We start from the raw sequence: 21406 nt of genomic DNA on the forward strand, positions 1-21406 counted from the left end.
GCTTTAGCAAGGTTTAATATTCTACTAGGCGGATTTCTTATTCTTTGTTTTTTTTGATGCCTCTTTCACTTATGATTTTTGCAGCATCCAGCATTTTAGTCAAATGAATGAATGGCGTAATGAAATCATACTCAAACTCTTCTGCAAAGGGCGACAAGGACAGATGTGTTATTTCACAAAGAAAGAAATCAAATTCATCGGGTGTTTTCTCGTCAAATGCTTTTTGAAATACTAAAAATGGATTTTGATATTCCTCGCTAGTAAGTGAAGCCTGCCCAAGAATTGACCACTTTTCCGGAGCTTTTCTCACTTTCAATTTTTTATCTTTAGTTTTTAAGCTAAAACACGCTTTCAAAAAAGAGCGAAAAGCAGTATATATAATAAATGTTTGTCCCGGAGTGCCTGCCTCATAAGCTTCCAGCTTGTTGGTGTGAAGTAGAAAATGATTCAGTGTTTCTTTATAATAATCTAAATTGGCATATTCAAAAAAGACCTCTAAAAATTCAAAAGGGTTTTCGACTTCCTGACCTGCCCAAAAGGAAGTTTCCAAAGATATTTTACTCTTTTTCATTATTACCTGTTTTTATTTTTTTGACACCTCTTTCACGGATTATTTGTGCGGCATCAAGTATTTTAATCAAATGGATGAAATGCGCTGCATTGCTATCCGCTGGTTTATCATAAGAATTGGCTAATGAGAAATAGACAATTTCTGTAATAAAATATTCAAACTCTTTCAAACTAAATTCTTTGAAAGCTTTTTGAAAGACAAGGAAAGGATTTCGATATTCTGCATCTGAAAGGAAACCTTGTAACAATAGGGATTTATATTCCGGAGGATCATTTAGTTTCCATTTTTCACTTTTGAATTGTATGAGGTAGCTAGCCCTAATAAACGATCGAATGCATAGATGAAAATGAAAGATCAGTGAAGGGTCATCCTTCATCAAGACCTTGGGCTGTGTTGAATAGTTGATTACATCACATAGTCTTTCTTTTACAGCGACTAAATCATCCATTCTGTAAAAGGCATCTATGAGTGTTAAACAAGAATGCTTTGTGTCACCATCCCAAAATTCAGACTCAAAATCTATTTTCTTCTTTTTCATAATAATTAGATTAAATGATTAGAAGCGAATTTCAAATCTTAAAAATGGATAATCAATACTAAAAGCGGGTATTACATCCTCAAAAAAGGATATTTTACAGGATATTTTTTTAACTTTACAATTCAGACGATTTAACAGAAATGGTTTTATCTTTGAGCCTTTAAAATTTGATAACCGCTATGGAACAGAAAATACATCAGGGAAGAAATGTAAAACGCTTTAGGGAGATGCTCGGCATTAAGCAGGAAGCATTAGCTCTTGACTTGGGCGAGGAATGGAATCAAAAGAAGATTTCTTTGCTTGAACAAAAAGATGTGATAGATGAAAATTTGCTGAAAGCAATATCTCAAGCACTGAAAATTCCTGTTGAAGCTTTCCGAAATTTTGATGAAGAACAGGCAATTAACATTATTTCAAATACATTTGATAATGGAGCTTTCTTAAATACAGGGCATACTTCTACATTTAATGTTAATCCAATTGAAAAGATGGTTCAATTACACGAAGACAAGATTGCATTATACGAGCGTATGTTGAAGGAAAAAGATGAAATGATGGAAAGACTTGAAAAGCTCATTAATAGATAAAAATATAAGTAATTCGGGATAATCACTTTTTCATAGGAAAGGCTCAACTAAGGTTGAGTCTTTTTATTGTTGATTTTGAAATACTCTTTTTATTATTTTCACTATTTAATTATTTTTAACGCTATGGATATGTCACGATAGAAAACATTCTTCATATATACGCTAATTGATCTGTCCTGTCCTTGCTTCACCTACAGATAAGGTATGGACAAATCTCTTTGTGCATAAACAAAAAAACCACATTTTATACACCGTTTTTTGAGATGTTATTAAATAAACTCACTAATTTAGCACCAGACAAATTAACGTTTGACTATGAACAGAATTAAGGAAGTGTTGGAACAAAAAGGAATTAAGCAAACTTGGTTGGCTAAAAAACTTGGAAAAAGCTACAATATGGTAAACGCTTATGCTCAAAACAGACAACAACCACGATTGGAAACTTTAATGGAAATAGCGGATATTTTGGACATAGACGTGAAAGAATTGCTAGTTTCCAACAAACCTGAACAAAATAACTAATGAAATCAACCGAAATAAAGCATAACGTTCAGAACCTGATTGACAACTTCTCAAAAGATGAATTTGTCTTTGATTTATTGATTGCATACGGCATCTCTAAAACGTCTGTAACCCGACTAAAAAAAGGAGATTACAATCTATCCAAAGTTGATGGAGAAATATTATACAAAAAGAAAATATTCTTTAAAGTTGAAGCCACTGACAAATTGTTAAGCAGTATTGAATCCATTACAAAAGAAGAGCGGATTTTAAAACAACAGCCACGATTTGCAATTCTTACCGACAATAAACAAATAGTTGCCAAAGACCTGAAATTAGGTAAGAACTTAGATATTAAACTAAAAGAGTTACCCAATTATCACGATTTCTTTTTGCCCCTTGCTGGCAGCGAAGTTTACAATTCTGGCAACAACAATGAAGCCGATAGAAATGCTTCCTATAAAATGGCTTCTTTGTATGATTTGTTGATTGATGAAAACCCAACTATTTACAACTCAAAAGAAAGCATACACAGCCTTAATATTTTCTTATCTCGTTTATTATTTTGTTTTTTTGCAGAAGACACAGAGATTTTTAAAGATGAAAGCATTTTTACAAATACACTTGTTCAACACACTACTCAAGATGGCTTAGACACAAATTTATTTTTAGATGATTTGTTTGACCGTTTAAATACCGAAAATGTAGAACATCTTCCAGAATACCTTAGAAAGTTTGAATATGTAAACGGTGGTTTATTTGGTCAAAAAATAAATGCACCACTATTTAATTTCAAAGCGAGAAAGACATTAATTGAACTCGGCGAACTAAATTGGAAAGATATTAACCCAGATATTTTTGGGTCAATGATACAGGCGGTGGTAATTCCTGAATACCGAAGCGATTTAGGAATGCACTACACCTCTGTAGAAAATATCAAAAAACTGATAAAACCTCTCTTTCTTGATGAACTCTATGAAGTTTATGAAAATGCAACAACAGTAAACCATTTAAGAGCACTTATCAAAAGAATCTCCAAAATCAAATTCTTTGACCCAGCTTGTGGTAGTGGAAATTTCTTGATTATTACCTACAAAGAAATACGATTACTGGAAATACTCATTTTAGAAAAAATTACGGATTTAGAAGGACAAAGTCCCACTATAAAATGGACTGCAATACAGCTTTCGCAATTTTATGGTATTGAAATAGATGATTTTGCCCACGAAATGGCAATACTTTCACTTTGGTTGGCAGAACACCAAATGAACAAAGTGTTTGAAGAACGATTGCTTGATTACGGAAAATCGAAGCCTATATTACCATTAAAAGAAGCAGGACAAATAAAACAAGGAAATGCGACAAGAGTAGATTGGAATATCGTATGCCCAATTTCTTCAGCAGACGAAGTGTATGTGATTGGGAATCCACCATATTTGGGAAGCAGAAATCAAAATGAAGAACAGAAAAAAGACCTTGATGCATCAATCAATATGATTAAATCATATAGAAAACTTGACTATATCTCTGTTTGGTTTTATAAAAGTGCTAATTATATAAAAGGTTATAATGCTAAATCAGCTTTTGTTTCAACTAATTCGATTTGTCAAGGTGAGCAGGTTGGAATTTTATGGAAGCCCATTTTTGAAATAGGAATTGAGTTTGACTTTGCGTACACGGATTTCAATTGGACTAATAATGCTAAAGGAAAAGCAGGTGTTACGGTCGTGATTATCGGATTAAGAAATATAAGTAAAATCCCAAAATACTTAATTACAGATGGAATAATTACAACAACTCAGAATATTTCGCCCAATTTGGAAAACGGTACAACAAAAAATATTCAAAAACAAACTAAACCGTTGAGTAAATTCCCTGAAATGAGAAGAGGAAATATGCCCAACGACCAACAGTTTTTAAGAATATCAAAGGAAGAAAAAGACCAATTGATAAATAAATACACTGAAATTGATAAAATAATTAAAAAGCAAGTTGGTTCAGATGAATTCATAAACAATATAGAAAGATATTGTTATTGGATTAGTGATGAAAATCTTTCTTATGCTTTGACAATTCCAGAGGTTAAATTAGCCATAGATAATTGCTACAATTATAGAATTACCAGTAAGGACAAAACATTGCACTCTCAAGCTTTAAGAGCTCATCAATTCAGAGAGTTTTTTGAATGTAATGACAATTCATTATTGATACCTATAGTTTCGTCAGTAAATAGAGAATATATACCAATAGGATTTGTAGATAGGGATACTATCATTCCAAATTCAGCACAAGTTATTTATGATGCCAATAGCTTGATTTTTGGAATTCTGACATCCAAAATGCACAATGTATGGGTCAAATTTACTGCAGGAAAAATGAGAACAGATTATCGATACTCTATTTTTCTTTGCTACAACACTTTTCCATTTCCAGATATCACAAACAAACAAAAGGAAAACTTAAACCTCTATGTTTTTGCCATTTTAGATGAACGAGCCAAACACCCAAGCAAAACAATGGCACAATTGTATAATCCAACTACAATGCCCAAAGGTTTGCTACAAGCACATCAAGAACTCGATACTGCTATAGAGCAATGTTACCGTTTGCAACCTTTTAAAAACGATACCGAGCGTTTGGAATACTTGTTTAAACAGTATGAAGAAATGTTGCAGAAAGACACACTTTTTGCGAAGCAAAAGAAAACGAGAAAAACGACAGTGAAATAGTATGGAAGCACAACTAAATATTGAAGTAAGGAGCCGAATCCTCGAATACTCTTTATTCATTGAGGGGTCAATTAATGATTTACTCCTATTAAATCTTGGAATCTATAATGAAAAAGAAAAGACAAGGCTATTTAGCAATAAAGGGAAATTAACCTTCCAAAACAAAATCGATTTATTATTTGACATTGAAGTTTTATCGAAAGAAGAAAATTCAGAGTTCGAACTTTTGATGAATATAAGGAATAAGTTTTTACACGATTTAGAATGCAACTCTTTCAATATACTATTTAACGAAAAGATTAAGGATAATGGTCTTCAAAATCGATTTAAAAAATTTCTTGAGGAAGGACAATCAATTTCTGATGAAGAAGCCTGTAAAAAGGCTTGTTACAGTTTATTTCAAAAAAACATTGACACAATTAAGAAAAAAAATAGTGAAAATATAAAATCTATAGAGAACAAAAATAAATTATTCCAAGTTCAAAATGAACAAATAATATACTACATAGATTTTATTCAAGAACTTTTAAATAAGGTATCAATAGCAACTGAAAATGCTGAATTGGAAAATCCAAAGGTTGCAATTTTAGGAGAGTATATTCTAAAAATATTAGAGGAATCTGTCCAAAAACTTAATAGCGAATCAAGAACAAATATTTATGAAGAATTTTTCAATTCTAATGAAAACATTAAAGCAGCTTTCGGCATAAAAGGAGAACTTAAAGAATTGCCAAAATGGGATGATTTTAACTTGAAAAACAATCATAAATCAAGCAATTAATGTCAAAGCATACTAAAATAAAATCCCAATTCAATCAATTCATCAAGACTTTAAAAGTTGATGAATTAACATCTTATGAAATTAAATTAGTCAATTTGATAACTGAAAATTTTGATTCCATTGCAAGTGTCGGAACAGCGGCAGGAAAAAGAGCTTTATTATTAAATGATTTGATTAATCAAAATAGAGATAAGATTAGTACGAGCTTACCTCAAATAGAAGACAATAAAAGCGAAAACGTCAACGATATTTCACGAATAAATAGTATTGAAATTGAGAATTTCAGAGGTTTTGCTTCTAAGGAATCTTTTGACCTTGATAAACCAAAAATTTTAGTTTATGGGCCAAACGGAAGTGGTAAAACAAGTTTTTGTGAAGCATTAGAATACTCGTTACTCGGATATTTAAGCGAAGCAGATGCAAAAAGAATTGATGTAAAACACTACATAACAAATCTTCATACTGGTAAATCCTCAAAACCAATTATTAAAGGGATAAACTCAGAAGGAGAAATTATTGAAATCAATGCCAATCCTGACAGCTATTATTTTTGCTTGATAGAGAAAAATAGAATTATTGACTTTGCTCGTTATTCATCAAAAACGCAAGGACAACAAGAGAATTTATTGGCTACGCTTTTTGGTTTAGATGAGTTTTATTCTTTCATAAACGGATTTACTGATAATATCACTGGTAGAATACCCGTTGAATCTCAAAAACAAAACGAACTCAATAAAAAAACACTTGAAATAGAAGGATACAAACAAAGTATTAAAACTTCTAATGAAAAACTCGTTGAGCTTGAAAAGCAAAAACAGACTATTTCTGAAAATTGCAGATTAAACAAGGCATTTGATAAATTGGATTTATTTATCAATGGAAATCAAGAAATAAAAGGCAGAATAGCTCTTGTCGATGAGGAGTTACAGAAGCCTAAAGGCCAGTTGTTCACTCATTCATCAGTTAATGAACTATTTGAATCTATTTCCAACATTGAAAAAAATCTTTCAACTTTTGAAGTAAATAATACAAAGTTTGAAGAAGAAAAAGAGAAAGTAGACTTTGTTGAGTTATTTAGATTAGTTGAGAATTTTGAGGAAACTCTTTCCGACAAATGCCCTGTTTGTGAAACACCAGTAGAACAAGCAAAAGTTAATCCATATGAAAATGCTAAAACCAAACTAAATGAGCTTGAAGGTATTGCCAAAATCCAACAAGATAGAGACAACGCTTGGAGTAATCTAGTTTCGGAAGTTTATAATTTCACTATTGACTTTGAGGGAAGAAAAAAAAGTGCTGATGAATTAAAAGTTGAGATAGCTGTAAACATTCCAGAACAACTCAAAAACTTTCAGAAGGAAAAATCGGAACAAGAAAGCTATGTGAAAGATTTAAAAGTGTTTTTTAAAAACATCAAATTACATAAAACCAGTTTACTTGCATTAGAACAAAAGATTACAGACACAAATGCTGTTTCAAATAAACATATAGAAACCCAAAATCAGCTACAGGCAGAAAGAAAGAACTTATTAGCAATCAAAGGGCAGATAGACCAGTTAAAAGCCAATACCAAATCTCATAAAGATATAGTAAGTTCGGCAGAAAAGGGGATAAAGGAATTTGATGCAATAAATAAAACACTCATTGAAGAAGTTCAAAAAGAAAAGATTTTAATAGATGATAATAAAAAGTTTGTAGAAGCATACTCCGCATTGTTGCAAAAACTCAATAAATATAAAAGAGAATTGCCTTTATCACTTGTTTCAAATCTTAATGATTTAACAAAAGCCTTTTATAACTTCATAAATCAAGGCGATAGTAAATTTGAGTTAATTGAAAATATTGTATTGCCTTCCAACGCAGGAGACAGAATAAAAGTTTTTTTTCAGGATAACCCTGAAATTGAATTGGATGCAATGCATATTTTAAGTGAAGGTCACACAAGGTGCTTAGGTTTATCCATTTTACTTGCAAAAGTTGTTCAAGACAGACTTCCATTTATAATTTTTGATGATATAGTAAATGCTATTGACCACGACCACCGTGGAAATATAAGGGAATTGATGTTTGATAATCCAATTATTAATGAAAAGCAAATAATTATTACTTCTCATTCGGAAGAATACATTAAGGATATTGAGAATAAACATTTTACAAAAAATGGTTTTGAAAGTGAAAGAATATTGTATGCGTTCTTAAAACCAACATCAAAAACTGTTCGCAAAAAAGAGACAACAAAACATTATATAAACAAAGCTTCGGCACACATTGAAGAAAATTCGTATCGAGACTGCTTAATGGAGTGCCGAAGAGCTCTTGAAAATTTAAGTAATGCCCTATGGAATAAAGCAAGTAAAAAGTATAATTTTCAAATAAGTTATAAAGTTAGAACTCCAAACGCACCGCCAGACTTGATGGGAATTGTTAATTCTCTTAAAAAAGAACTGACTGCACTTAAGGTTACAGACTTTGAGAATAGTTTAAAAATTCTTACTTGGCTAGCAGGTCTTGAAACTACAAATAATCAAATATGGAATTATTTGAATAAAGGTACACACGAAGAACCTGACCGTGATGATTTTGATTCAAAAATTGTGGAAGAAGTTTTAGAAAGTTTAATTCAGTTAGAAGCCGAATTACATCAAAAGAAAGGAAAATGAGCAAGGAAAATCAAAATAACGATTTACAGCCTATAAACAACTTTGTTATTTTCAAAACCGAAAGTGGCAAAGTAAATATAGACGTTTTTTATCAAGACAAAACGCTTTGGTTAACTCAAAAAACAATAGCTGAACTCTTTGAAAAAGGACGTTCAACCATAACCGAACACCTTAAAAAAATATTTGAAGATGCCGAATTGGATGAAGCTTCAGTATGTCGGGATTTCCGACACACTGCCGAAGACGGCAAAACCTATCAAACCAAATACTATAATTTAAGAGCCATAACAGCGGTTGGCTACAGGGTAAATTCCCAAAGAGCCATTGAATTTAGAAAATGGGCAACTGAAATTTTGCACGAATACATCATCAAAGGTTTTGCTATGGATGATGAGCGATTGAAACAAATCAAACATTTTGGAGAAGATTATTTTGAAGAAATGTTGGAGCGAATCCGTGAGATTCGATTAAGTGAGAGACGTTTATATCAAAAAATTACAGACATCTACGCTCTTTCTGCTGACTATGACAACAAATCGGAAATTACCCAACACTTTTTTGCTTCGGTTCAAAATAAACTACATTGGGCAATAACAGGGAAAACGGCTGCCGAGATTATTTATACAGAAGCGGATGCTACCAAAATTTATATGGGTTTAAAAACTTGGAAACAAGCCCCTGATGGAAAGATTTTAAAAAGTGATGTAACTATTGCCAAAAACTATTTGAATGCAAAACATTTAAAAGCTTTAGAAAGGATAGTCACATCTTATTTAGACTTAGCAGAAAACCGAGCAAGAAACAGGCGGGTAATGAATATGAAGGATTGGGATAGCTTTTTAGTTCAATTTTTGGAATTGGCAGATTATCCTATTTTAAAAGACAATGGCAAAATATCAATGTTGGAAGCAAAGCTAAAAGCCGAAAGTGAGTATGATAAATTCCGTGTGATTCAAGACCAAAATTATGTTTCCGATTTTGATAAGGAGATGAAAAAATTAATAGACAAGAAAAAGAAATAGCCAATGCAAAATTTAGTACACGTAACATACGACCAAACAGGAAAAAGTAAAAGTACCAATGCGTTTGGTATGCGAGAGATGCAGGAGAAAGCGTATGAAGGTAGAACTGCACAATATTTATTGCTAAAAGCACCTCCAGCATCAGGTAAATCGAGGGCTTTAATGTTTATTGCTTTGGATAAATTGCAACATCAAGGCATTAAAAAAGTAATTGTTGCTGTTCCTGAAAAATCCATTGGAGCATCTTTTGGCACAACAGAACTAAAAAAATATGGCTTTTTTGCCGATTGGAATCCAAACCCAAAATACAATCTCTGTACACCAGGAGAAGAAAAAAGTAAAGTAACAGCTTTCTTAAATTTTTTAGATTCTGAAGAACAAATATTGATTTGCACACACGCTACGTTGCGTTTTGCCTTTGATGGTTTAGACGTAAAAAAATTAGATGATACTTTGGTAACTATTGATGAATTTCATCACGTATCAGCAGAAGGCGACAATATTTTAGGACAGGTTTTAAAAAGCATTATGGCTAATTCGAATGCTCATATTGTAGCTATGACAGGTTCGTATTTTAGAGGCGATAGTGTACCGGTTTTAATACCAGAAGATGAAGCAAAATTTACGAAAGTAACCTACACTTACTACCAACAATTAAACGGCTATGAGTTTTTAAAGTCATTAGGGATTGGCTATCATTTTTATACAGGTAAATATTTTAAAAAGAATACTGAAACAGGAATTTCTGCTTTAGCAGAAATATTAGATGAGAATCAAAAAACAATTATTCATATTCCAAGTGTAAACTCTGCAGAATCTTCGAAGCTTAAGCACGATGAGGTTGACCATATTATTGATGTTTTAGGAACAATAGAATATCAAGATGAAATCACGGGAGTGATACACATAAAAAGTCACAAAACAGGCAAGATTTTAAAAGTTGCAGACTTAGTTCAAGACAATCCAAAATCAAGGGATAAAATAAGTGGGTATTTACGTGAAGTAAAATCGGCAGATGATATTGATATTATTATTGCTTTGGGAATGGCAAAAGAAGGCTTTGATTGGCCTTATTGTCAACACGCTTTAACCATAGGTTACAGAGGTTCGCTGACAGAAATTATTCAGATTATTGGCAGAGCTACGAGAGACAGCAACAATAAATCACATGCTCAATTTACCAACCTCATTGCTCAACCTGATGCAGAAAATGAGGATGTGAAATTGTCTGTAAACAATATGTTGAAAGCTATTACAGCATCTTTGCTAATGGAGCAAGTATTAGCGCCAAACTTCAAATTTAAACTAAAAAAGGATGAAGATGAAGACGACGACGATACGGATGATGAAACCACTATTAAAATAAGAGGATTTAAACTTCCAACTTCTCAACGAGCCAAAGACATCATTGATACGGACATAAATGATTTGAAAGCAAAGTTATTGCAAGACCCTCAGATGCTTAAAGCAATGCCAGGTAATGTTGAGCCAGAAGTTATTAATACTGTTCTAATTCCAAAAATCATACGAGAAATCTATCCTGATTTAAGTGATGAAGATGTTGAAGCAGTTAGGCAATATGTAGTGGTTGATTCAGTAATAAAAAACAGCACTATTGAGGAACAAGGTGATAAGAAATTTATTAGAATGGCAGGTAGTTTTGTAAATATCGATGATATTCATATAGACTTGATAGACCAAATAAATCCTTTTCAAAAAGCATTTGAGATATTATCAAAATCGGTAACAACACAAGTTTTAAAACTAATTGACGAGCATATTCAATCTACTAAGTTTGAAATGACCGAAGATGAAGCGATTTTGTTATGGCCAAAAATCAAAGAATGGGTAAAAAACAATAATGGAGAACAGCCCAACATTCAAGCATTTGACCATAAAGAAAAAAGAATGGCAGAAGCATTAGTATTTTTAAGAGAGTTGAAACGAAAAAAAGCACTTGCAAATGGCTAAGAAAAAACTAACAATAGAAGATATTTTTGATGATGACGACTTTGGATTATTAGATTCAAAACTCAAAACTTCGGCTGTAAAAACAGATGAAGAAAGACTGATTGATTCCTTTGATGAAATAAATACCTTTTTTGATAAGAACCAAAGAGAACCAAATAAATCAAGTATGTCTGAATATGGCTTGTTGGCAAAATTGAAAAACTTTAGAGAAAACGAAGCGCAAAAGAAAATCTTAAAACCTTTTGACAGGTATAACCTGTTAGGCTATGTTGAAATGGAAAGGCAAACAATAGAAGATATTTTTAATGAAGAGGATGAGTTGGGCTTGTTAGATTCGGATAAAGATTTAGATATTTTTAAATTCACACATACGCCAAAACCAGAAGATAGAGCGGATGCTGATTTTGTTGCACAAAGGAAGCCTATTAAAGAAAAAGAGTTTGAGAAATATGAAGCAATGTTTCAAAAAGTTCATAAAGAAATTAAAGAGGGAAGAAGAAAAATTTTGCCCTTTACAAATATTGAAAAAAATCTACACGTAGGAGATTTTTATTTAATGGATGGCTTACTACTTTACTTAGAGTCAGCTAATTTAAAAAAAGGAGAATGGGAACAAAAATCTGGTAACAGAGTGAGAATTGAAGGACGCACAAGAACAATTTTTGAAAATGGGACTTACAGTAATATGCTTTATCGTTCGTTAGGTAAACAAATCCAAAAAAATGGAAAACTTATTACTAATACTTATGAAAAAATTGAACAAGACTTGTTTGTCAATACGGGAGTTGTAAAGGAAGAAGATATTCATTCAGGTTGGATTTATGTATTGAAATCAAAATCAACCAACACGCAAATAGTGAATATTAAAGACTTGTATAAAGTTGGATTTGCAAGTAATTCAGTAGATGAAAGAATAAAAAATGCTCGATACGAAGCGACTTATTTATTTGCAGACGTTCAAAAAGTTGCGACATATAAAGTTTATAATAGAAATGCTGACAAATTAGAGGCACTTTTGCATAGATTTTTCGGCAATGCTTGTTTAGACATTGACTTGTTTAATGAAAAAGGTCAGCGACTAAATCCTAGAGAATGGTTTGTAGTTCCATTTGAAGTAATAGAAGAAACAATTCAATTGATATTAAATGAAAATATTGTGAATTACGAATACGATCCTGTTGCGAAAAAAATTAGATTGAAATAGAGCAAAAAAAAATCAAATAATCGTGCTTCTATAAGATATACAATGTCAGTTCGTAAACGAACTGACATTGATAAAAATAATTAGATTTTTAGATGTTGCGAAATAACGCATAAAATATTAAATTTGCTTTACGGTAAGGAAATGTATTGAAAAGCAAAACACTAAGTACGGTTAGGAAATTCAATACCACTATTAATTATAATATCAAATTCAGTAATAACTATTCTTATTTATTTTCCTTACTTGCTTCAAACCCATCCTTAAATCTCAGAAAATCCTCTGCTTTTTTAGGGTTCTTTTTAATCCACAATTGCATTACTTGAGTGTTTTCTTTCAATGTTTTTATCTTATTTTCATCGTAGATTTTTTTTCCTTCATTAGCAATTTCATTTAAAATATCTTGGCGCAGTTCACTTTTGGCTTTGATGCTTTCTTTGTACCAAGTGGTTGCTAAGTAGATAGAGCCAATCAACACTAAAACCGCAAAGACAAAAACACCAATTCCACTCCAAATGAATTTCTTTTTCCACCTTATGTCCTTTCCGAAACTTTCCAAATAATCTTTGCTTTCTTTTGAAAGAACCGCCTCTATTTGAGTCGGAATACTAGCAATGAATTCAGCTTTTTTAGTTTGCTCCATTTCTAAAATTCCAAATAAATTCTCACAATTTGAATTTACTACTTCCAAACTCATTTGTACCTCATTCAATAAAGTCGTATGATCTTCAATAGCAAACTCAAGTTTGATATTTTGTTCAGTATTTGCAATGTTTGACTTAACTACATTTTCTAAAAGTTCCATCCCGTCACTTTGTGATTCTCTATTTTCATTTTCCATATTAATAATTTTTTACCGTGATTATCTTCTTAATTTTCGCTTCTTTTTCCAGAGTTCATCTTCGTCTTGAGCTACATAACTAGGTTTTAATAAGTCTTCTAATAGATCACCTGCAATTTCTATTAAGCTTTCATTTTTTTCTGATCTCAAAACATCACCTATTTCATTAATTACACTATTCTGACTTAATGATTTTAACAGATCATCAAGATCAGAATCTACTACCAAAAGAGAAAACCCGACATTTTTCCGAAAAAAGAATCCGTTTTTCTCTTCACTACCACCAACTTTATTTATCCACAAATCTCGAATTTCATTTTTTTGAACGGATTTAAATTCTCCGTTATATTGGATTCTTAATGAAAATCCTTTTTGTTGTAAATGATCTCGAAATTCCTTTAAGTTGTCAGCGTTTTTTTGTGCATCCCTAACTGCTTTCTTAATTTTAAATACAGATTTTATTTCAGAAATTTTTAGTTGATTTGAGATTTCAGACAATTTGTAACCAGCTTTGTAAATTCTTTCTGTTTGATTATTTTTGTCTTTTGCCATCACAATTCGCATCCCCGAAATGCCGTCCTTGACATTTGAAGACAATTGAACTTCAAAACCCTTTTCTTTCATTTTTGAAATAAGTGCATCAAAATTATCAGTGGTCTTTAAAGTTTCCGATAAGTTCTTCAGCATTTCCGATTTCTTCTTGATACCAATTTCAACATCGGTCAATAATCCTTTTTCTTTACAAACTTCCCGAACAGCTTCCCCGAATCTTCTTCCTATGTCGTGTGATTTCACGGTACATTTCCCCGAAATATCAATCCTGTTCACGATAAAATGAATATGCTTATGCTTTGTACTGTTGTGAATATCCAATCGATATTGGTTGTTTTCTGTCACTCCAATTTTATCTAAAGCTTTAATGGCAATTTCTGCAAATTCTTTATCCGTCAATTTTCTGCCGATCTCGTCCGGTTGAGAAATGTAGCCAGTCAATGCCCATTTTTTTACTTTTAGATTTCGGTCAGCTACGATTTTCATTTCCTGAAACTGACCTTCCGGAGTGGAACTCAAAAGGCAATTTGACGAAATCATTTCGGCTGTTCCTTTGTCATTCCCATTATATTCTAAAGCAACTTTTGTAATGGCTCTTGTCGTCGCAGAATTATTCATTTTCCCGAGTTTTTTGAATATAAATATTGATGAATCAATTCGATTAGATTTTCAATTCTTATTAAAATTTCTTTCTTATTTTCAAAAACATTCCATTCTCGATTTCTTAAAAGATTGCTTATTTTTTTGAAATGATTTCCATATTTTAATAAGACTTCATCGGTTTGAAATTCATTAATCTTCAGTTCTTTTTCAAACAAAACATTCCGGATATAAGTGGATAGTTTTAGCGAATGTTTTTCTTGTTTCTGAATCAGAATTTCATATTCGGAATTGGTCATTCTTATCGAAATCACTTTTTCCAATTTTTTTTTCTGTTTGGTTTTCAAACCACCTTTCCGACCTAATTCTTGAAAGTATTTTTTTCTCTTTTCCTGAGCAATCCTTTCTGCATTTTCTTTGGCGGCTTGATGTACAAATTCTTGTAAAAAGTCTTTTTCCATTGTGTTTATTTTTGTGTATTTCAAAACATTTCTGACGGTAGGAAGAAATCAAAAAGCCCAATTTTGCAATCAGCGGTCACGCTTATTGTAAACTTTGGGTACTTTTTGCACTAACAACCCACCGTTTTGTACTTATGTTTATTTTACCTAGGTCAGTCTCAGAATACCTGTATCTATTTTACGCAGGTATTTTAAGTACAACCTTGTGTTATTTTACTTACCTTCTTCTAAGCTTGACTTGACTTTCATTTGATGGGTTTTTATGAACTAACCAATCATTCAGGTCTTTAAAATCTGAATACAGAACCCGACAATCTTCTGCACTTTTGTTTACATTTATAATCATTTCAACGGCACGATTTCCGGCTTCATCATTGTCAAAATAAAGCTCAATATTTTCATAATTTTCAAGTGAGTTTTTAATGTTAGAAATGATCGAAACTGAATTCAAAATGATATAGTCCGAAGGTTTTTTTTCCAGAAAAGTTTCTACATTTTTAAATGATAGAAAATCAAAAAAGCCTTCGAAAACCCGAAGCGAGTCCAAACCATCTTTAATGGTGAAAATATCTTTTTTACCCAAACAAATTTTCGAATATTTATTACGAATTTCATAACCTCCGGAATCGTTCTCGAAACCTATTCCGAAATAGTTTTTGTCATTCATTTGATAATGAATTTCCTTTAAAAAGTCAGTTTGCTTTTCAACTTTCCTTTCTTTTAAGTATTCCAAAAGTGCAGGATGCTGGACGTTTTTGATTTCAATTATCTCATAAGTTTTCTGAAAATCATCTAATTTCTTGTTTGAAATATTTTGCTGATGAAAAGAAGAAAACTTTTGATCTTCTGCCCAAATTAAAATTTCACTGGTAGTCTTGTTCAGATATTTTTTCAACAGATCTACGTTAGTTCCGCCGATTCCTTCTGAAAACAAGTACCAATAATTAAGTTTTTTATTAATTTTAAAAGAGGCTTGGGATTCGCTGGCAAAGGGGTTAAGATACCAAGCTTCTTTTTCCGATTGTTTCGTGGGAAGGTGTCCGAGAGAAAGGAGGACTTCTTCCAACGGGATTGTATTTAATTGTTTGCAATTCATTGTTGTAATTTTTAGTGTTATTAGTGATAAATTGTAGGTGTGCTGTTCCTTCAAATGGACGGGTTTAGTTTTAAGGAATTTTTGATGAATTGATGAGGGAACGCTGTATTTAATTGATATGAAGTGTTTTAAACCCTCATCAAACTCTCATCATCTCATCAAACTAGAAATATTTTGCTCATCAAACACTCATCAAAAAACAAGGGTTAAAAATTTGATGAGGCTTTTGATGAGACATAAGAGATTGATTTTCTTTTCATTATCTCTTAATTCATCATTTCATCAAATTTTTGTAGAATAAAATTTCTTTCTATTGTAAAATACCGTCCTGTTTTGTTCTGTTGGAAAAAACTTAAGCCATAATCTAGGTCGTATTTGATATAGGCTAATGAATTGTTTTGGGGCTCAAGCTTCCAGATCTCTTTGAGTAACTTTCTGACATCATTGATTGTCCAATAACTGTTTTTGAACATTTTACCCAGCATATTGAAAATATCCTGTGGAACACAATGGATCTTGCTGTCTTCTGTGTTTTCAAAAAACTCATATAAAAGTCCAATGATCTTGGATTCGAGTTTGTTATTGTTTTTCCATAGCAGTTTCTGAAGCGCTTTGGTTCTGATCTCAGACTCGGTAAACCACATTCTGGTTACCTTATGGCTGTGGAAGGGTCTTTCAATCAGATAGCGTAAGAAATAGGGGATTTCGGAATTCAGATTTTTTAGAAATTCGGTATTTTCTGATTTGATGGATTTTACTTTAATAATCCAAAAACGAATTTCTTCTTCATCGATCTGAATAAAGTTGTCCTCATTATTGGAACAGAGAATGAATTTTCCAAAGAATTCTACTTCCTCACGGTCTTTTCCTTTGGCTTCCTTCTTGTCTTTATCGGTTGTCGAAAGGTATTTAAGACGCTCAGTAATTTCTTTTTTATCAAAAAATACTTCATCGATGGCAACAATTAACATTGAAGTCCAATCCGAATTGAACTGACTGCTGAAAGAATCTCCTTTGATGTAGGTCATATTTAGTCCAAAAATGGATTTCAGCCATTTGATGAAAGTAGATTTTCCGGTAGATCTTTCTTTGCTTACCAAGCAAAGAATAGGCAACATCTGGATTGGATATTGGAGTAGGATTTTGATATAATCTAAACCTAACTCCAACTGTTCTCCGAAAATATGTTCCATAAAGTTCAGGGAAAATGGAATTTTTTCTTTTATGGAATTCAGTTCTGACTTTTCGCTGGTAGGTTGATAGGGGATTTCATTATACATATTATAAAATCCTGCAATAATTTGCTGATAATTTAGATGATTGGGAATACAGCAGAAACCGTCATATTTAGGAACTTTTGATACATAAATCTTTCCGTGATCGCTGATAATGGTTTCACGATTCCAACGGACTAATATGGAAATCTTATCGCCAGAGATCTGCGGTTTTTGAATGGTTTTATAGTAGGTGGTTCCTACTCTGAGATATGGGATTTTTTCGCTCATTTTGGTAAGGGGTTATTCCGTACGGAAGTACGAAAAGGTTGAACAATAATGATTCTGATAGACAAGCGATTTTGTCTATCTTTTGTACTTTAGCGATTTAACATCGCTTAAAGCACTCATCAGATCTAAATGGCTGATTCGGTAGAATCGTCCTATTTGTTCTGCTTTAATGTTTCCTTTTAAAATGTGTGAGCGTACCGTCTGATAATCAAGTTTAAGAATTTCTGAACATTCTTTGATAGAGTACAGTTTCTTTTTTAGTTCGATGTCAGGTTCTTTTTTCAGAGAATAGAGTAAGTCCTTTACTTCTCCTAATTCGTCAAGAATGGTTTGGAATGGATTTGTTGTCTGCATAACGATATTGTTTTATTTGCAGACAAAATTGTATGATTGGATTAACTAATGATGCAATTCTACTCAATTGCGTAAAGTTTAATGCTTGATATTAAATAGTTTAGATAATTCTTGATAGATACTTTCTTCAAAATCAGTAGTTTTAACAAGAACAGCTCTTGAAAATGTTCCTTTATCAAAATTGGTATTATATTCATTTTCCATTGCCTCAATAATCGTAGTGTCTTGAAAATCCGGATTGATGATATGATTGTCCTTTAAGAATCGGTGGATTCTGATGAAGGAAGATTTTTGATCTACGAGTAAATTGTGATTTTCATCGATGAATTTTTTGTCTTTCAAGAAAGCAATAAATATTTTTGAGCTGTCATTGCCGATCATAATATCAGATAATCGAATCTCTCTTTTTGTTTTGCTTTCTAAAGCAAAATATAGAAAAAGGGTAGCTCCTGCACCACTCAGAAAATTCCCCTGTAACTTCATCAGGTTGCTTGAGTTAAAGTGTTTTGTCGATTCTTTTTTATATTGGTCTAAACAATACTGAATCTTCTCCTCAAAATTATGATTTCTGGATGTGTCAATGTCTTTGAAGTGAAAACTGAAAAAATTATCCAATTTTTCGTATTGGATCAAAAATTCATTTTTCATCTTTTCGGTAAGAATAATTTTACTGGCTTTCTGTTTGGCTTTTTCAATTCTTCCAGACAACAATTGTTGAATTCTTTCTCTTTTGACAACCCAATAATAGATCATCATAGGATAGCCTATAATCTCTTCCCAGAAATTCCAACGTCCATAAAGCTTCTGTTTATCCATAATCTAAATTAATAATTATTTAAAAACTTCGTTCATATAATTGACTTTGTCATCTTCACTTGGGCGGTAGTAATTATTGAAAACCTCTAAGCTGGTGTGTCCTGTGTAGCTCATAATTACTTTGTCGGGAACTTTATTGTTCTTCATTATTGTAATAAAGCTTCTTCTTGCAGTATGGGATGAAATTCTTTCCCAAAATTCAGACTTTACATCTACCAATTCATCACCGTATTTCATTGTTTTTTTGATATCCTCTGTAAATTTCATTTCCTTAAATACCTCCTTTATAAATTCATTCATCTTTTGATTGGAAATATTAGGAAGTTCAAACTCGTATTTTTCCAAAATCGCTCTGGAAATGATGTTTAAAGGAATTGCCAAGTTTTTGGTCTTGCTTTTTAAATCAATTACCCGGATAAAGTCTCCCTGAATATCCTGTTTCGAAATGCTGTTATAATTTCCGAATCGCATTCCTGTTACGCAACCAAAAATAAATAAATCTCTAACTCTTTCCAATCTCTTATTTTTGCTAAAATCATACTGATAAATTGTTTCAACCTGCTGGTAATTCAAAGCAACTTCATCAGTTCGGAATTTGGGAGGTTTCTTGAAATTAATAAAACTATTGTTGTAGGTGTATTTTTTGTTCAAAGCCCAGTAAAGAAATGTTTTTAACAATCCAACATTACGATGTACTGTATTTGCTGAATGGTCTTTTTCTTCAATACAGTATTTGAGAAACTTATTATACGTTTTTTCGTCAAAATTTCCCAAGGTTAATTTTATCTTTAATTTATCCTGAAAATCCTGTAAAAGTTTTTTATTGTAATCATATCGGTCTTTGGTAGATTTAGAAATCGAGTTACCTGTATAATCGTTTTCTTTTTCCTGAATAAATTCATCGTATATTCTTGAAAAATCATCTTTTATTTTGATGTTTTTAAATTCTTCATCAAATCGTTGTCTTATAACGTTAATAGTTAACTCTTCTCCAATATTTTTATAGCGATTGACGATTTCGGTAAAAAAGCCAACATACCTGTCAAGTTGCTTTTTTATGCTTCTGTGATTTTCAGATCTCTTTGTCCTGCCGTTAATGTCATTAGGTTGCCTATTTTCAAAATCCCATTCAGAAGATTTTATTTTTTCACCTGTAGAATAAATAAAATTCTTATTTTCATTTCCGAAATAGGAGCGGAAATATATGAGTGTTTCCTTTTCGCTGTTAGGTTCTTTAAGTTTGAAGGTAGAATTCATAGGGTGCTAATTTAGGTGCTAATACTTCTATAATTAAACATAAAAACAAGTTGTTTTTATTACTACAAATATACTTAAAATATTGATTAATAGGGTATTTATACAAAATTATATATATTAATTTTAATAAGGTTCGTTTCCCTCTCTCTCCGCAACATTCTGTAAAGCGTTTATTTAAAGCGTTTTACAGAATTAAAAGCGGTAAAATAGTAAATTAAAGTAAGTTTTTCTTGTCCTCAACGCCTGCGAAGCAAAAACGACAATGGAAAATCTCGAAGTTAAAATCTATATGCCAAAAAGGCAGGTGGAAGCTATTACGTTTATATCTATGACAGTTCTTGTCAGAAAATAATCCAAAAATATTACAAAGGAATTAATGTTGTCCCAGATCCGGAAGAAGGGCTTGCCGCTGCTCAGGACCTCCAAAAGGCATTAATAATCAAATTAAAATCCGGATGGTTTCCAAACATAGGCAAATTACTAATACAACCCACAACAATTAAGGAAGCTTTTACTAATGCTTTGCTCCGGTTAGATGGAAAAGTATCAAAGAATACTTTCGATGCCTATTCCGGTACTACTCGATTTTTTATTCAAGCAATCGATTATTATAATTATTCGAAACTACCTACAGAGAAGTTTTCACGGGCATACGCAAAGAAGTGCCTGGACTGGATAGTTGAAGAAAGAAAGTGGTCAAATAAGGCTTATAATAAGAATTTGGGTTTTATCAGATCAGTATTTTCAGAAATAATTGAATCCGAACAAGCTGAAATAAATCCATTCAGAGAAATCAAGAATTTAAAAACAGAATTTTCAACCGCCAATTTACCACCAACTGATCAGGAAATGAAATTGATCTGCGATGAGTTAAAATCTAAAAATTACGGCTTCTACATTTTTTATATGCTAATTTATTATTGCGGAATAAGGCCGGATGAAGCCAGACAACTAAAAGTAAGTGATCTAAACTTTATTAAAAACATAATCAATTTACCTGGTAAAATTACTAAAAATGGAAAGTCTCGATCAATTCCTATGCTGGGAATATTCTTGGGATGCTGCAGCCATGCAAAGATGAAAATCCTGATTATTTCGTTTTTGGAACCTGGGTGCCGAATGGTGGCCGACATTCTGAAAAGAACTGGTTCTCTCCCAATCCCTACTCTCTTAAAGAAGATACACCAAATAAACAATGGAAGAAACTCATTAAGGATGGATTGGGAATAAATAAAAAGCCTCTACTCTGCCAAACATAAGGGCGCAGATGATAAGCGAGAAGAGGGAATGCCAATAAAAACCATCAGCGACATCTTCGGGCACTCCGAAACTAAAATGACTGAAAGATATATGCATTCATTGA

At 32.0% G+C, this 21406-nt stretch carries 19 protein-coding genes; 9 read left to right on the forward strand and 10 right to left on the reverse strand.

Translation table 11 applies throughout. From position 1 onward, the window contains the following. Positions 1–37: 37 nt before the first annotated feature. Both OPU68_RS03415 and OPU68_RS03420 read right to left on the reverse strand, forming a co-directional pair. Positions 38–571, reverse strand: a complete 534-nt coding sequence (locus OPU68_RS03415; RefSeq protein ID WP_115619357.1) for a hypothetical protein — start codon at positions 569–571, stop codon at positions 38–40. Beyond that, positions 558–1109: a hypothetical protein gene (locus tag OPU68_RS03420; RefSeq protein ID WP_115619356.1), complete on the reverse strand. Its 552-nt coding sequence runs from the start codon at positions 1107–1109 to the stop codon at positions 558–560. Before OPU68_RS03420 ends, OPU68_RS03415 begins: the two co-directional genes overlap by 14 nt. Positions 1110–1288: 179 nt before the next feature. Here OPU68_RS03420 and OPU68_RS03425 point away from each other — a divergent pair, with 179 nt between their 5' ends. From OPU68_RS03425 to OPU68_RS03460, 8 genes are all read left to right on the forward strand, one after another. Beyond that, complete coding sequence (locus tag OPU68_RS03425; protein WP_115619355.1) at positions 1289–1696, forward strand: helix-turn-helix domain-containing protein; 408 nt, start codon at positions 1289–1291, stop codon at positions 1694–1696. Between the two features lie 315 nt (positions 1697–2011). After that, entirely contained in the window at positions 2012–2218 is a 207-nt protein-coding gene (locus OPU68_RS03430) for a helix-turn-helix domain-containing protein (protein ID WP_115619354.1), read from the forward strand. Beyond that, positions 2218–4926 (forward strand): class I SAM-dependent DNA methyltransferase, encoded by a 2709-nt coding sequence (locus OPU68_RS03435; protein ID WP_490464037.1) that lies wholly within the window; start codon positions 2218–2220, stop codon positions 4924–4926. Before OPU68_RS03430 ends, OPU68_RS03435 begins: the two co-directional genes overlap by 1 nt. A gap of 1 nt (position 4927) precedes the next feature. Further along, positions 4928–5707, forward strand: a complete 780-nt coding sequence (locus OPU68_RS03440; protein WP_115619353.1) for a hypothetical protein — start codon at positions 4928–4930, stop codon at positions 5705–5707. Beyond that, complete coding sequence (locus OPU68_RS03445) at positions 5707–8367, forward strand: hypothetical protein (protein WP_490464036.1); 2661 nt, start codon at positions 5707–5709, stop codon at positions 8365–8367. Before OPU68_RS03440 ends, OPU68_RS03445 begins: the two co-directional genes overlap by 1 nt. Beyond that, entirely contained in the window at positions 8364–9389 is a 1026-nt protein-coding gene (locus tag OPU68_RS03450) for a virulence RhuM family protein (protein WP_115619351.1), read from the forward strand. The genes OPU68_RS03445 and OPU68_RS03450 overlap by 4 nt, the downstream gene beginning before the upstream one ends. 3 nt (positions 9390–9392) lie before the next feature. After that, positions 9393–11360 carry a DEAD/DEAH box helicase gene (locus OPU68_RS03455; RefSeq protein ID WP_490464035.1) on the forward strand — a complete coding sequence of 656 codons (1968 nt, stop codon included), beginning with the start codon at positions 9393–9395 and terminating at the stop codon, positions 11358–11360. Further along, the gene (locus tag OPU68_RS03460) at positions 11353–12564 is read left to right on the forward strand and encodes a GIY-YIG nuclease family protein (RefSeq protein ID WP_115619349.1); all 1212 of its coding nucleotides are present in this window, start codon (positions 11353–11355) and stop codon (positions 12562–12564) included. The genes OPU68_RS03455 and OPU68_RS03460 overlap by 8 nt, the downstream gene beginning before the upstream one ends. A gap of 226 nt (positions 12565–12790) precedes the next feature. Here the strand turns inward: OPU68_RS03460 and OPU68_RS03465 are convergent, their stop codons facing one another. The 8 genes from OPU68_RS03465 to OPU68_RS03500 all read right to left on the reverse strand — a co-directional run bounded on the left by OPU68_RS03465 (position 12791) and on the right by OPU68_RS03500 (position 20043). Further along, positions 12791–13402: a hypothetical protein gene (locus tag OPU68_RS03465; protein ID WP_115619348.1), complete on the reverse strand. Its 612-nt coding sequence runs from the start codon at positions 13400–13402 to the stop codon at positions 12791–12793. Positions 13403–13423: 21 nt separating this feature from the next. Beyond that, complete coding sequence (locus OPU68_RS03470) at positions 13424–14572, reverse strand: relaxase/mobilization nuclease domain-containing protein (protein ID WP_115619347.1); 1149 nt, start codon at positions 14570–14572, stop codon at positions 13424–13426. Then, entirely contained in the window at positions 14569–15015 is a 447-nt protein-coding gene (locus OPU68_RS03475) for a plasmid mobilization protein (RefSeq protein WP_115619346.1), read from the reverse strand. The genes OPU68_RS03470 and OPU68_RS03475 overlap by 4 nt, the downstream gene beginning before the upstream one ends. A gap of 217 nt (positions 15016–15232) precedes the next feature. Continuing rightward, on the reverse strand, positions 15233–16111 hold the full coding sequence (locus tag OPU68_RS03480; RefSeq protein ID WP_498472606.1) for a DUF8464 domain-containing protein: 879 nt from the start codon (positions 16109–16111) through the stop codon (positions 15233–15235). Positions 16112–16377: 266 nt separating this feature from the next. Beyond that, on the reverse strand, positions 16378–17616 hold the full coding sequence (locus OPU68_RS03485; RefSeq protein ID WP_115619145.1) for a primase-helicase family protein: 1239 nt from the start codon (positions 17614–17616) through the stop codon (positions 16378–16380). Positions 17617–17691: 75 nt separating this feature from the next. Then, the gene (locus OPU68_RS03490; RefSeq protein ID WP_115619146.1) at positions 17692–17970 is read right to left on the reverse strand and encodes a helix-turn-helix domain-containing protein; all 279 of its coding nucleotides are present in this window, start codon (positions 17968–17970) and stop codon (positions 17692–17694) included. Positions 17971–18048: 78 nt separating this feature from the next. After that, complete coding sequence (locus OPU68_RS03495; protein ID WP_115619147.1) at positions 18049–18786, reverse strand: hypothetical protein; 738 nt, start codon at positions 18784–18786, stop codon at positions 18049–18051. Positions 18787–18801: 15 nt separating this feature from the next. Continuing rightward, complete coding sequence (locus tag OPU68_RS03500; RefSeq protein ID WP_115619148.1) at positions 18802–20043, reverse strand: tyrosine-type recombinase/integrase; 1242 nt, start codon at positions 20041–20043, stop codon at positions 18802–18804. A 522-nt stretch (positions 20044–20565) separates the two neighbouring features. Between OPU68_RS03500 and OPU68_RS03505 the strand changes: the two genes are divergently transcribed. Continuing rightward, complete coding sequence (locus OPU68_RS03505) at positions 20566–21273, forward strand: tyrosine-type recombinase/integrase (protein WP_498472607.1); 708 nt, start codon at positions 20566–20568, stop codon at positions 21271–21273. The last annotated feature ends 133 nt before the right edge of the window (positions 21274–21406 follow it).

The organism is Chryseobacterium sp. TB1-D10 (assembly GCF_059803555.1).